We start from the raw sequence: 13003 nt of genomic DNA on the forward strand, positions 1-13003 counted from the left end.
CAGGGGGTCACCGGACGGTGACACGCCGACGATTGCCTGTGAGAACCCTGGCGTGGGTGCTTTGGTGCAGAATGTCGGGCTGCTACGCGCCCGAGAGCGCCGCGGGCTCCTCGTCGGAACGGGCCTCCAGCGTGCCCGCGGGATCCTCGAGCACGTCCGCGAACGCCACCTCGGCACCGCCCACCAGCTGCGCGTCGGACCCCAGGTCGGAGCGCACCAGGAGCGCCTGCTCCCGCATGGGCCCCAGCGCCCGCGAGTAGGACGCGGCCAGCGTCTGCTCCATCGTCGGATAGAGCGCACCGAGCGTCCCGCCGAGCACCACCACGCGCGGGTTGAAGATGTTGACCAGGCTGGCGAGCCCGAGGCCCACCCACTCCCCCGTCTTGCGCACGCCCGCGATGGCCCGGCGGTTGCCGATGGCAACGTCGCTGAGCACGTCCTCGATGTCCGCCTCGCGCGGGTCGCGGCCGACGGCCCGGATGAGCGCGGCGTCGCCGATCTCCGCCTCCCAGCACCCGCGCGCGCCGCACGAGCACACGCGACCGCCGGGCTTCACGACGAGGTGGCCGACCTCGCCCGCGTAGCCGCCCGCGCCCTTGAGCAGCTCGCCGTCGACGACGACCCCGCCGCCGACGCCGACCTCACCGCGGACGTACAGCACGTCCTGCGCGCCACGCGCGGCCCCGCGCAGGTACTCGGCGACGACACCGAGGTCGCCGTCGTTGCCCACCGACACCGGGTACTCGTGGTGCGTCGCCGCGCGGAGAAGGTCGGCGAACGGCACCTCGTGCCAGCCGAGCGGGGGCGAGCGCCGCACGAGCCCGTCCGGCTGCCGGACGCTGCCCGGCACGGAGACGATCAGCCCGAGGCACACCGACCCCGGCGCGGCCTTGGCCTGCATCTCCCGGGCCAGCGTCGCGATGAGCGCGACCACCGCGGGCACGTCGTGCGGCGAGGTGCTGTGCAGGCGTCGGCGGACCTGGAGCATGTATCCGCCGAGCCCTACGCGGGCCGCCCCGACGCTCGACGGCGTCACGTCGAATGCGAGCACGTGGGCGCTGGTGCTCACTGGCTCCACGACGTTGGACGGGCGGCCCTTGCCGCTGACGACGCCGGGTCGCTCACGCACGAGCCCGAGCTTGACCAGCTCGGACGTGAGCGACCCGACGGTCGAACGGTTGAACCCGGTGCTGGCGACGAGGTCGGACCTCGTCGCCGGCCCGTGGAAGTGGAGCAGCCGGAGGACGGCGGAGAGGTTGGCCCTCCGGACGTCGTCCTGCGCAGCCGCGTCGGCGCGCCGGACCGGCGGACCAGCCCCGAGCCGCACCAGCTGCCTCCTTCAGGTTCTCAGCCGCACTTGCCGTTCTCAGCCGCGCCCAGAGACCCGGGCTCGACGGCGAGAGATGGCGTCGACGGCTGCGGCAGCGGCGAGCACCCCGCCCGTGACAACGTACTTGACGCCGGGAGAGTACCCGAGCAGTGCCATGCCGTTGTCGATGACGGCGATCACCGCACCACCGATGAGGGCGTCGATGATCCGGCCCTTGCCACCGAACAGCGACGTGCCACCGATGACGGCCGCGCCCACGGCGTAGAGCAGGACGTTGGAGCCGCCCGCGTTGGGGTCCACCGACGTCGCTCGCGACGCCGCCAGCACACCAGCCACCGCCGCCATCGTCGAGCAGATCATGAAGCACGCCGTGCGGACCATCTTGACGTTGATGCCGGCCCGGCGCGTGGCCTCGGCGTTGCCGCCGACCGCGTAGATGTGCCGGCCGAAGGCCGTCCGCGTGAGCACGAAGCCGAGCAGGAGCGCGAGCGTCACGATCAGCGGCACGACGATCGGCACGCCGATGATCGAGGCGCGCAGCGGGTTGAGGCTGCGCTCCTGGTTGAGGATCGCGACCATGCCCAGCACGACGATGGCCAGGGCGACCATCTTGAGGACGACCATGCCGAGCGGGGCGGCGAGCAGCCCGCGCCGGCGGCGCAGCTGCCAGGTGCGCAGGCTCGACAGGGCGTAGGCCAGCACCGCGACGATGGCGATCGCCCAGCCCAGCAGCGGCGGGACGTTCTTGTTCTCGAGCGCGAGGATCACGGGGTCGGTGATCGAGATGTTGCCGCCCGACCCGATGATGAGCAGTACGACGCCTTGGAGTGCCAAGAACGCGGCGAGCGTGATGATGAACGACGGGATGCCCACCCGGGCGACCAGCGTGCCGAGGATCGTGCCGACGACCAGGCCGGTGACCAGCGCCGCGATCAGCGCGACGTACCAGGACCAGTGGTAGACCGTCAGGCCCGTGGCGAGCACGGCGCCGCAGGCACCCGACGTGAAGCCCGCCGACAGGTCGATCTCGCCCAGCAGCAGGACGAACACCAGGCCCATCGCGATCGTCACGACGACCGCACCCTGCTGGAACAGGTTGGCGATGTTCCCGATCGACGGGAACGTGCTGGGCTTGAGGATCACGAACACCGCGAGGAGCACGACGAGCGCGAGGATGGCCGGCAGTGACCCCATGTCGCCGCCGCGCACCTTGCTGACGTAGTTGCCGACCGCCTCGCCGAACGTGGGCTGCTCGACCGAGCCGGCCAGCAGCGACGGCTGGGCCTCCGACGAGGAGGGGACCGTGGACGTGCTCATGCTGAGGTGCTCCCGTTCGTCGTGGTCGGCGCGTCGCTGACAGGTGCCGGGGCGCGATCCGGCGCGTCCGGCGAGATCCGCGGCGCGACCTGTCCCGGCGCGAGGCCGGCGGACCCGCTGGTGATGAGCTCGATGACGTCGGTGCGCGTCGTGTCCTTGGTGCGCACCTGCGCGGCCGTCTGGCCCAGGTAGAGGACGTTGATGGAGTCCGCGACCTCGAAGACGTCGTTCATGTTGTGCGAGACCAGGACGACCGCGAGGCCGGCGTCGGCGAGCCTGCGCACCAGCTGCAGGACCTGCTCCGTCTGCGCGACACCCAGGGCGGCCGTCGGCTCGTCGAGGATGACCAGCTTCGAGTTCCACAGCACGGCGCGCGCGATGGCGACCGTCTGGCGCTGCCCACCGGAGAGGCTGGCGACGTGCTGGCGGATGGACCGGACGGTCCGCACCGACAGGCTGGCGAGCACCTCGGCGGCGCGCGTCTCCATGGCGGACTCGTCGAGGCGGAACCCCTTCTTGAGCTCACGGCCGAGGAACATGTTGTGGACGATGTCGAGGTTGTCGCACAGCGCGAGGTCCTGGTAGACGACCTCGAGGCCGAGCGCGTTGGCGTCGGCCGGCGACGAGATGTGCGTCGTCTCGCCCTCGAACAGCACCTCGCCGGCATCGAACGGGAAGATCCCCGCGATGCACTTGATCATCGTCGACTTGCCGGCGCCGTTGTCCCCCACCAGCGCCGTCACCTCACCGGCGCGGGCGACCAGGTCGACGCCGCGCAGCGCGTGCACCGCGCCGAAGTTCTTGCGGCCTCCCCGCACCTCCAGCGTGGGTGGAGGGGCCAGGTCGGGTGCGGCATACGCTGCTTGTGTCATCGTCCACCTCGTCGGGTCGATCGGTTCACCCCGCGTCGTCGCGGGTCTGTGCGGGTCGTGCGGCGGCTCGCGTCCGTGCGTGCCAGGTGGTTCGTCGTGCGGCTTCTTCTTGTCCGGCTACGTCCGGACGCCAGGCCGGGGCCGGCCGCTCTCGCGGACCGGCCCCGCCTGGTCACCGAGGCTCGAGGGCCCCGATGTCGTTCGTCAGGAGATGCCGGCCTCGGCGCACTTGGCGGCGAGCTCAGCGGTGCAGACCTTCTCCTTGGTGGTGTAGCCGTCGGCGATGACGTCCTTCACGTTGTCGAAGAAGATGGACTGCGGGTCCAGCAGGACCGACGCAACCTCCTTGTTCGTCTCGGTGTCGGTGACGGTGCCGGTGGCCAGGCTGGAGGTGTCCTCGCCCTTGGCGAGCGCCACGGCGAGGGCCGACGCTGCGTCGGCCTCCTTCTTGACGGCCTTGTAGACGGTCATGCACTGGTCGCCCGAGAGGATGTTCTGCAGGCCCTGGTCGGTCGCGTCCTGACCGGTCACCGGGATGGTGCCGTTCACGCCGTTCTTCTTCAGGATGGCGATCGCGGCGTTGCCGAGACCGTCGTTGGCGGCCAGGACACCGTCGATCTTGCCGCCGGTCTCCGTCCACATCTGCTCGAAGATCGTGCCGGCCTGCTGGTTGTCCCAGTCAGGAACGGCCTGGTCCGCGACCTTGGTGTAGTCGCCGCTGTCCATCTTGGCCTTGAGAGCCTCGACCGCGCCCTGGTTGAAGAGGGTCGCGTTGTTGTCCGTCGGCGAGCCGTTGAGGAAGGCGATGTTGGCCTTCGTCTTGCCGGCGTCGTCGAGGCACTTCTGCAGGCCCTCGCCCTGGAGCTCGCCGACCTTGACGTTGTCGAACGACACGTAGAAGTCCGCGCCGCCGCCCAGCGTGAGCCGGTCGTAGTCGATCGTCGCGATGCCCTGCGCCTGAGCCTTCTGCAGCACCGCCTTGCCCGAGCCGGAGTCCAGGTTGACGATCATGAGGACGTTGACGCCGCTCGTGATCATCTGGTCCGCGATCGTCTGGAACTGGGTCTTGTCACCCTGGGCGTTCTGGATGTCGTAGTCGACGCCCGCGGCCTCGAAGGCCTCCTTCAGGTACTTGGCGTCGGCGGTCTCCCACCGGGCCGAGGACTTGGTGTCAGGAAGGATCACGCCGACCTTCGGCGTCGCGCCTTCGCTGCTTCCGCCACTTGCCGTGTCGCTCCCGCTGGGCGTGTCGTCGCTGCCACAACCGGCCAGCAGCAAGCCGGAGGCCATGACAGCCGCCGTCGCCAGGATCATGCTTCGTCGCATCGTGCTCCCTCTCGTGACGCCGCCTCGTTGCGCTCGTCTCCACCCGGCGCTTGCAGGCGCTCGGACTATGTTGCGGGCCACAACATATGACCGCGAGAGGTCTCTCACAAGGTCAGACGCATTTTCCGTGGTCAAACTGTGACCTTGCACGCTGAGCAAGCGCTTTCTTTGGTGCCCGATTCGCCCACCTGGGCGAATCATGTTCGGGGCCACAACAATCCCTGTGCGAGGACTGAGCGGGAGCGGCCCCCGGTACGTCCCCGGAGTGGAGAGCCGGGACGACCGATCTTGCGGACGTCCGGGGCTCTGCGGGCGAGCTGGCTTCGCGTGCGTCCGCGGATTCAACCGCCCTGGCGCTCGATCGTGCGGACGCCCGGGAGCGACGCCGGTAACGTCTCCAGATCCGAGCGCCAGGGCGACCGATCATGCGGACGTCCGCACCTCGACCTCTGGACGTCCGAGGACGTGCGCGCTCTGGCAGCCACGTGCTCGGACGTTGCGGCATTACTCGCGGAGCGTCCGAGGAGATGCGCCCTCCGGCGGCCATGTGCTCGGACGTTGCGGCGTTGCCTCGCGGACGTCCGAGGAGATGCGAGCTCTGGCAGCAACGTGCTCGGACGTTGCGGCGTTAACTCGCGGGACGTCCGAGGAGATGCGCCCTCCGGCAGCCATGTGCTCGGACGTTGCGGCGTTGCCTCGCCGGACGTCCGAGGAGATGCGGGCTCTGGCAGCCATGTGCTCGGACGTTGCGGCGTTGCCTCGCGGACGTCCGAGGGGATGCGGGCTATGGCAGTTATTTGTTCGGACGTTGGGTCGGCCCGGACCGTTGACTCCCTGGCGAGTCCGTGGGGTGAGCAGGCGCGTCAGGCGCTGGCGGACTCGGCCGAGCGGCGCCAGCGGATGCCGGCCTCGATGAAGTCGTCGATGTCGCCGTCGAACACCGCGGCCGGGTTGCCGACCTCGTGCTCGGTGCGCAGGTCCTTGACCATCTGGTACGGCTGCAGCACGTAGGAGCGCATCTGGTCGCCCCAGCTCGCCTTGACGTCGCCAGCCAGCGCCTTCTTCTTCGCGTCCTCCTCGGCCTTGCGGACCAGGAGCAGGCGGGACTGCAGCACGCGGAGCGCAGCGGCGCGGTTCTGGATCTGCGACTTCTCGTTCTGCATCGAGACGACGATGCCGGTCGGGATGTGGGTCATCCGCACGGCGGAGTCGGTGGTGTTGACCGACTGGCCGCCGGGGCCCGACGAGCGGAAGACGTCGACCTTGATCTCCGACTCGGGGATGTCCACGGAGTCGTTCGACTCGATGAGCGGGATCACCTCGACGGCCGCGAAGCTCGTCTGGCGTCGGCCCTGGTTGTCGAACGGCGAGATGCGCACCAGGCGGTGCGTGCCGGCCTCGACGGACAGGTTGCCGAAGGCGTAGGGCACCTTGACCTCGAACGTCGCCGACTTCAGGCCCGCCTCCTCCGCGTACGAGGTGTCGAGGACGGTCGTCGGGTAGCCGTGGCGCTCGGCCCAGCGCAGGTACATGCGCAGCAGCATCTCGGCGAAGTCCGCGGCGTCGACGCCACCAGCGCCCGCGCGGATGGTGACGACGGCCTCGCGCTGGTCGTACTCCCCCGCCAGCAGCGTCCGGACCTCGAGCTCGCCCAGGTCCTTCTTGATCTTGAGCAGGTCGGCCTCGGCCTCGGCGAGGGTGTCCTCGTCCTCCTCCTCGGCGGCCATCTCGACCAGCGTCTCGAGGTCGTCGATCCGACCGTCGAGCTTGCTCATGCGGTCCAGCTCGGCCTGCGTCGAGGACAGGGCGCTCGTGATCTTCTGCGCGGCCTCGGGGTCGTCCCAGAGGTCGGGGGCCGACGCCTGCTCCGACAGCTGCGCGACCTTCGCCTGGAGCGCGGTCGGGTCGCTCACCGCCTGGATGGTGCCCAGGGTGGTGCGCAGATCGCGGATCGCGGAGGGGAAGTCGGTGGTGGCCACAACCGCTCAGGCTACCGGGTTCGGCGAGCCGGATCCTCCCCGGTGCCGTGCGAGTGCCCGCGTCGAGAGACTCGTTCGTGCGACCCGGACGGAGCGACTGTCGGCGTGGGACCGCAGACCGGTGACCCCTCGTACGCGACCGTCGCGCCGTGACCGCTCGCGCGTGACCGCCCGCCCGCGACCAGGAGCCGTCGACCTCGCCCGCGCGCCCCCAGCCGACCGACCTCGTGCAGCCGACCCCGCACGTAGGACTGACGCGCGGCTGCGGAGCCGAGGTTCATTGGGTTCGGCACTTCGCCGCAGTCTCCCCGCGATCGGGTCGACCACCCGGCCCCTCGGTAGAAAGGTCCAGGCTCATGGCACAGACGCGCTACGACTACGAGGACGAGCTCGAGACCGAGCTCGAGGACGAGATGGAGGTCGAGGGCGAGGACGAGGACGAGGCGTTCTTCGGCCCCCTCATGGGTCTGGCCCAGTCGGTTCTCGGCGAGGGCGAGATCGAGGGCGAGGCGGAGGACGAGATGGAGGGCGCGTACGAGGACGAGTGGGAGGACGAGCTCGGTCGCGCCTTCGAGGACGAGATGGAAGATGAGACGGAGGACGAGGCGTTCTTCGGCCCTCTGATGGGCATCGCGAAGTCCCTGCTCGGTGGTGCTGCAGGTGAGGGCGAGGACGAGTGGGAGGACGAGCTCGAGGACGAGGCGGAGGAGTTCTTCAAGAACATCGGACGCTTCCTGAACAAGCACAAGGACAAGCTCAAGTGGGTGGCCAAGAAGATCGGCCCGCTCGTGGCGACCGCCGTCGGCGGGCCGGCCGCCGGCGCCATCGCGCGCGCGGTCACCTCCCAGCTCGAGGGCGAGCTGGAGGACGAGCTGGAGGCTGAGCTCGAGGAGCTGGCGACCGCCCCGGTGTCCGCGCAGGGCGCGTTCGCTGAGTACCTCGCCGGCGCGGCCTCCGAGGCCGAGACGGAGGCCGAGGCCGAGGCCTTCGCCGGTGCCGCCGTCGCCCTCACGCTGAGCGAGCGGGACCGGCGCCGGCTCGAAGAGCTCCTGCCGCATCTCGTCCGGGGTGCCTCGGTGCTCACTCGCGTCCTCTACCGCTCGCCGTACACGCGTCCCGCCGTCCGGCTGGTGCCCGGCATCGTCGACTCGGCGGCGCGCACGCTCGTGCGGTACCCGTCCGGCCAGCTCCGGCCGGCCGACGTCGGCGCCGTGGTGGGCGGCAGCGCGAGCCGCGTGCTCTCCGACCCGCGGTGGCGGAGCTACGGGCTGCGTCGGCACTCCCGCGGGATCGCCCAGGCGCGAACCCGTCGGGGTGCGTACGTCGGCAGCGCGTACCCGCGCTCCCGCGGGTACGCGGGGCCGGTCACGACCCGGCGCGGCGCGACCGTTCGGCGGCAGCCGACCTCGGTGCGGGTGGCACCCACCGGCGCCCGGATCCGCGCGCCCCGGACGGGGTTCGTGCGGGTGGTCACGCCGGTCCGGGTTCCCTCCCGAGCGGGCAGGCCGGCGCGGACCGTGCGCGTCGTCAGCGACGTGCGCGTGCCCCGGGGTGCCGTGCCCGCCGGCCGGCCAGTCGGCATCGGCGGACGCCGCACACGGTGAGCCGACGGACCGCACCAGACCGCGTCGACATGTGAGGAGAGCATCGTGTCCACCCTGAACCACAGGTACCCGGCGATACAGGGCGAGTACGAGGGCGAGCTGAACCGAGAGGTGGAGGCCGAGTTCGAGTTCGAGGTCGCAGCCCGCGAGGTCGAGGCCGAGGGAGAGCACGAGGACGAGTTCGAGGTGGAGGCCGAGGAGGAGGCTGAAGGCTTCGCCAACCCGATCCGACGGATCTACCGCGACGCCGAGACCATGGCACACCTCGCGCGGCACGCCGCGCAGACCGAGAGCGAGGGCGAGGCCGAGGCGTTCATCGGAGCCCTCGTCCCCCTCGCGGCAAGGCTGATCCCCCGGGCCGCCGCCCTCATCGCGCGCAACGGCCCGGCCCTCGTCCGAGGCGCCACGACGATCGCCCGCTCGCTGCGCCAGGACCCGCGGACCCGTCGCCTGGTCCGAGCCATCCCGGTGGTGCTCCAGCGGACGGCGCAGAGCCTCGCGGACCAGGCGGCGAACGGCACCGACATCGATGCGTCGACCATCCTCGACACGCTCGGCACCATCACCGGCCGCACGCTGCGCGGACCGGCGGCTCGACGCGCGGTGCATGCCGTCGACGTCTTCGGAAACCGCCGCAACCGTCGCGCCGCCTGGGCGGCCCGCCGCCGCGCCGGCACCGGGTACGGGGCGATGCAGGGGGCCGGTCCGGCACGGCGTCCGGCGCAACCGCGCCCGCGGGGAGGCTCTCGCCGTGTCCGCCGTCGCTGAGGTCACACACCCGTCACTCCCGCGCACGGGCACGGGCACCCGGACCCAGGTGCTCCCCGCCTTCGCGACCGGTCAGGCAATCAACGTCCGCCGCCACCTCGAGGCGCTGCGGGACTTCGAACGGCTCGAGTTCGGAACCTCGATCGCCCGGCCGTCCGAGGGGCACGTGCAGGCCGTCAACGCGCTCCTGGGCAAGCTGCGTCGCCCGCTGGACCAGGCCGTCCGTCGAGTCGAGCAGGCCGCCCGTGCTGCAGCGCGTCCCGGCGCGTCCGCGGGCGAGTGGGAGTCGCTGCTGGTCCGCAAGAGCAAGGCGCACGACTGGGTGCGCGCGACGGAGCGAGTGTGGGACTTCTACTTCGAGCTGTTCGGTCAGCGCCAGAGCAGCTACGGCGAGTGGCTCTTCTCCTGCGACCGGATCGCGCTCGACTGCTACCAGCACGTGTTCATGCATCTCGGCTCGAGGATCAGCATCCCGAGCCCGCCGCCGTTCGCCTACATGCGCACCGGGTTCTCGCCCGCGACGTACCGCCGCAACATCCCGCTGCGCAAGCTCGGTCGCCAGCTCAACCCGTTCCCGCTGGTGCAGCTCCCGTATCACCGGATGGTCAACCCCTGGACCATGGGCGCGATCCTCCACGAGGTCAGTCACAACCTGCAGAACGAGCTGCAGCTGGAGAAGGCCGTTCCCGCGGTCATCCTGCAGCGGGTCCGGGCCACAGGCGCCCCCGAGGCGGTCGCAGCGGTGTGGGCGCGCTGGAATCGCGAGATCTTCGGCGACATGCTGGGCTGCCTGCTCGGCGGCGAGGCCTTCGTCGCGTCCCTCATGGACGTCATCGGCCGGTCCCCGTCGCAGGCGCTCACCTACAACCCCCACGGCGTGCACCCGACGCCGTACCTGCGAACCTTCCTCTCCACCGAGCTGCTGCGGCGCATGGGGTTCCCGGACGTCGCCGGCCGGTACGAGACCGCCTGGCGCACCCTCTACCCGTCGACGACGGCGGGGCAGATGCCCGCAGACCTGCTGCGCACGGCGAAGGACTGCATCGCCACCGTGGTCGACGCCGTCTGCTGGACCCGGTTCCCCTCGCTCGGCGACCGCTCGCTTCGGGATGTCATCACCTTCGAGCGGCGCCACCAAGACATGATCGAAGAGGCCGGCGACCGGCTCGCCAAGGGAGTCGATCCCGGAGTTGTCCCCGAGCGCTTCCTCATCGGTGCCGTGCGCACGGCGCTGGACCGGCGGCTCGCGTCGCCCGACGTGCTGATGCGCAATTTCTACCAAGAGCTCTCGAGGCGGTGAGCCATGTCTCTGAGCACCGCCATCCCTCAGCTCCAGCTGACCGGCCAGCGCTTGCGCGACGCCATCGACGAGCTGGTGACCATGGTCCACGACGGCCGGCCGCACGAGAGCGAGGTGGCGATCATCGAGGACCTCGCCGACCTCGTCGCGGACCTGCAGGCCGACGTCGTCGAGGCCAACGAGGTGCTGGGCTCGGTCAGCGACCCTCGCCAGCTCCCCGCGCGGATGGCCCTCATCGACGCCGCGATCGGTCGCGCGAACCAGCGGTACTGGAAGGGCCTGCGCGGGTACACGCCGGTCGCTGAGCTGCGCCGGACCGCCCGCGGCCGCGGGGAACAGTGGCACAAGTGGCAGGGCACGATCGAGGACTCCCAGCAGCGGTGCGAGGAACCGCTCGCCGAGGTCACCGCCTCCGTCCGGCTCGCCTGGCAGGAGATCGGCGAGCTGCTCTCGTTCTACCTCCCGTCGACAGTCACACCATCCGACACGGGGGCCGGTGCCGTCCGACCCCACACCCTCAGGAGGACACCGTGAACCCGAGCCCAGACCCCACGCAGGTGGTCGACGTCGACCTGATCTTCCCGTCGACAACCCTCGGCAGCCCGACCGGCGGTGCTCCGACGACGGACCTCGGGCCGACGGTCAACGCCGCGATCCGGGACGTCCTGGGGTACCAGCCGCGCGCCGCCGACCCGCGGGCGTTCGTCGACGCGCTCAAGGCGTCGTTCCGCCTCAGCACCGTCGAGGGGCACGTCGACGCCGAGTTCGTGCCCCGGGGCTACGCCCTGCAGACCGACCTCGGCGCGGTCAGCGGCGGGCAGGCGTCGCTGTACCGGCGGGCCACGCTCGCCCGGACCGAGATCCTGCGCATCCTCGACGGCATCACCCCGCTGCGCTCGGACGCCGACCCCGACGACACGGAGGCGTTCCGCTCCCTGGTGCGCAACTCGGTCGAGCGGCTCGTCGACGAGCTCGGCGCCGCCGGCGGCCCGCGGACGCAGCGCGTCGACGAGTACTTCCGGGCGCTGCTGGGCGTGACGAGCGGCAGGCGCCCGACGCCCGACACCGTGGGCGGTCAGGTGGGTGCCCTTCGCGACCGGTACCTGCTGACCGCGTCCTACTCCCGGACCGTTCCCAAGGAGACCGTCCGGACGTCGTTCTGGACGCTGGCGGACCTCATCGCCGACCTCCAGGTCGCCTGGAAGGCCCAGCACGGCAGGTTCACCACGGCCGGCGACGGGTTCCTCGGCACGGACCTGCTCGTGATCTCGACCCTCCTCGAGTCCGCCGCCCAGCAGGTCGACGAGTTCGAGTCCGTCCTCGACTCCGTGTGGGTCAACGCCGCGGAGCGCCGCACGGTCCGCGTCGACAAGACCACCGGCCTGACGCTCGACGGCCTGCTGGGCTGGCTCCGCTCGTTCCTGGCCGACGAGGGTCGGCACGTGGCGCAGGAGGCAGGCCGCGACGGGATCGTCTCCACGCTCGCGCCGACGGCGCTGGTCCTCTACCAGATCATCCACAAGTCGCTCGGCTCGCTGTTCACCGCCACCAGCACGCGGCTCCTCGCCCGCAGGCTCGGCGCGAGCCCGGCCTCGTTGGTCGTCCGGAGGCAGCAGGACCCGAACTACCCGCCCGGCATGTACGCGGCCCGGACGCGCGTCGCGGTCGCGAGCCTCTATCGCGTGATGTTCGAGCTCGTGCGGGTCTCGAACGCGATCGGTGCCAATCCCCCACCGATCCCCTTCGACGTCAACGTGCGCAAGATCGACGACGAGACCGGGACGGTGCTCGTGTCGGTCCGCGGCCTCAACATGCTGCCGAGCTACGTCCCTGTCTTCCTGTGCGGAGACCACGCGACGCCGCCCGCCGTCAACACCCGCGTCGTGGGCTCCGGGCTGACGACGACATATCCCGAGAGGGGCTCGACGTCGACGAACGACGACCACGTCAGCGGACGGTTCACGTGGACGAGGCTCCCGGTGAGCACCGACCAGACCGACTGGGACACCTTCGACGTCGACATCCTCGATGTGCCAGTGGCCATCGTCGACACCGAGACCGGCACGTTCGTGCACGTGCCCGACTTGATCCCGCCCTGCTGGTCCCCCAAGGCCGGCATCAACCCGCCGAAGGACGAGGTCGACGACCATGTCCCGGCGGGCGAGCCGGGCACGCCCGCAGAACCGGGCGGAGACGACGGGCAGGCCGACGCGACCGAGGTGGTCGACGACGGCGCGGATGCTCACGTCGACGAGGGCGACGTGATCGACGACGCCGCGACCGACGAGCAGAACTCGGTGGACGAGCCGGCCCACGAGTCCGTGCCGGCCGAGGAGGCCGAGGTCGCCCCCGGCGACGACGTCCTCGAGCACGTCGGGGCGCTGCACGCCACGACGCTCGAGTCGGCGCAGGAACCCGTCACGGCCAGCGCGGCCAGCGCGCCACGTGCCCGCACGCCCCGCGCGCGCCGCACATCACCCCAGCAGCCATGACCCACCGGGCCACGC

Annotated in this window: 10 protein-coding genes; 5 read left to right on the forward strand and 5 right to left on the reverse strand. The window is 71.0% G+C overall.

Annotated elements, in window-relative coordinates; translation table 11 throughout:
- Positions 1-82 precede the first annotated feature (82 nt).
- The 5 genes from AC1DT4_RS00645 to prfB form a co-directional block, all read right to left on the reverse strand.
- Positions 83-1327 carry an ROK family protein gene (locus AC1DT4_RS00645; RefSeq protein WP_477087827.1) on the reverse strand — a complete coding sequence of 415 codons (1245 nt, stop codon included), beginning with the start codon at positions 1325-1327 and terminating at the stop codon, positions 83-85.
- A 39-nt stretch (positions 1328-1366) separates the two neighbouring features.
- The gene (locus tag AC1DT4_RS00650) at positions 1367-2647 is read right to left on the reverse strand and encodes a sugar ABC transporter permease (protein ID WP_477087828.1); all 1281 of its coding nucleotides are present in this window, start codon (positions 2645-2647) and stop codon (positions 1367-1369) included.
- Entirely contained in the window at positions 2644-3519 is an 876-nt protein-coding gene (locus tag AC1DT4_RS00655) for an ATP-binding cassette domain-containing protein (protein WP_477087829.1), read from the reverse strand. The genes AC1DT4_RS00650 and AC1DT4_RS00655 overlap by 4 nt, the downstream gene beginning before the upstream one ends.
- A gap of 204 nt (positions 3520-3723) precedes the next feature.
- The gene (locus AC1DT4_RS00660) at positions 3724-4704 is read right to left on the reverse strand and encodes a sugar ABC transporter substrate-binding protein (protein WP_477087830.1); all 981 of its coding nucleotides are present in this window, start codon (positions 4702-4704) and stop codon (positions 3724-3726) included.
- A gap of 1004 nt (positions 4705-5708) precedes the next feature.
- The gene (gene prfB / locus AC1DT4_RS00665; RefSeq protein WP_477087831.1) at positions 5709-6824 is read right to left on the reverse strand and encodes a peptide chain release factor 2; all 1116 of its coding nucleotides are present in this window, start codon (positions 6822-6824) and stop codon (positions 5709-5711) included.
- A 356-nt stretch (positions 6825-7180) separates the two neighbouring features.
- Between prfB and AC1DT4_RS00670 the strand changes: the two genes are divergently transcribed.
- From AC1DT4_RS00670 to AC1DT4_RS00690, 5 genes are read left to right on the forward strand one after another with little or no spacing between them, the layout of a single operon-like run.
- The gene (locus AC1DT4_RS00670) at positions 7181-8428 is read left to right on the forward strand and encodes a hypothetical protein (RefSeq protein WP_477087832.1); all 1248 of its coding nucleotides are present in this window, start codon (positions 7181-7183) and stop codon (positions 8426-8428) included.
- Positions 8429-8473: 45 nt separating this feature from the next.
- Complete coding sequence (locus tag AC1DT4_RS00675; protein WP_477087833.1) at positions 8474-9196, forward strand: hypothetical protein; 723 nt, start codon at positions 8474-8476, stop codon at positions 9194-9196.
- Positions 9180-10496: a hypothetical protein gene (locus AC1DT4_RS00680; RefSeq protein ID WP_477087834.1), complete on the forward strand. Its 1317-nt coding sequence runs from the start codon at positions 9180-9182 to the stop codon at positions 10494-10496. The genes AC1DT4_RS00675 and AC1DT4_RS00680 overlap by 17 nt, the downstream gene beginning before the upstream one ends.
- Before the next feature lie 3 nt (positions 10497-10499).
- The gene (locus AC1DT4_RS00685) at positions 10500-11030 is read left to right on the forward strand and encodes a hypothetical protein (RefSeq protein ID WP_477087835.1); all 531 of its coding nucleotides are present in this window, start codon (positions 10500-10502) and stop codon (positions 11028-11030) included.
- Positions 11027-12988, forward strand: coding sequence for a hypothetical protein (locus AC1DT4_RS00690; protein WP_477087836.1), 1962 nt, complete (start codon positions 11027-11029; stop codon positions 12986-12988). Before AC1DT4_RS00685 ends, AC1DT4_RS00690 begins: the two co-directional genes overlap by 4 nt.
- Positions 12989-13003 lie beyond the last annotated feature (15 nt).

The sequence above is a fragment of the Cellulomonas sp. P4_D11 genome, assembly GCF_056401915.1.

What these genes read in the sequence shown, in the direction of transcription:
- AC1DT4_RS00685 (WP_477087835.1), top strand. Translation starts at nt 10,500, where the DNA reads ATGTCTCTGAGCACCGCCATCCCTCAGCTCCAGCTGACCGGCCAGCGC.
- AC1DT4_RS00670 (WP_477087832.1), top strand. Translation starts at nt 7,181, where the DNA reads ATGGCACAGACGCGCTACGACTACGAGGACGAGCTCGAGACCGAGCTC.
- AC1DT4_RS00655 (WP_477087829.1), bottom strand. Translation starts at nt 3,519, where the DNA reads ATGACACAAGCAGCGTATGCCGCACCCGACCTGGCCCCTCCACCCACG.
- AC1DT4_RS00650 (WP_477087828.1), bottom strand. Translation starts at nt 2,647, where the DNA reads ATGAGCACGTCCACGGTCCCCTCCTCGTCGGAGGCCCAGCCGTCGCTG.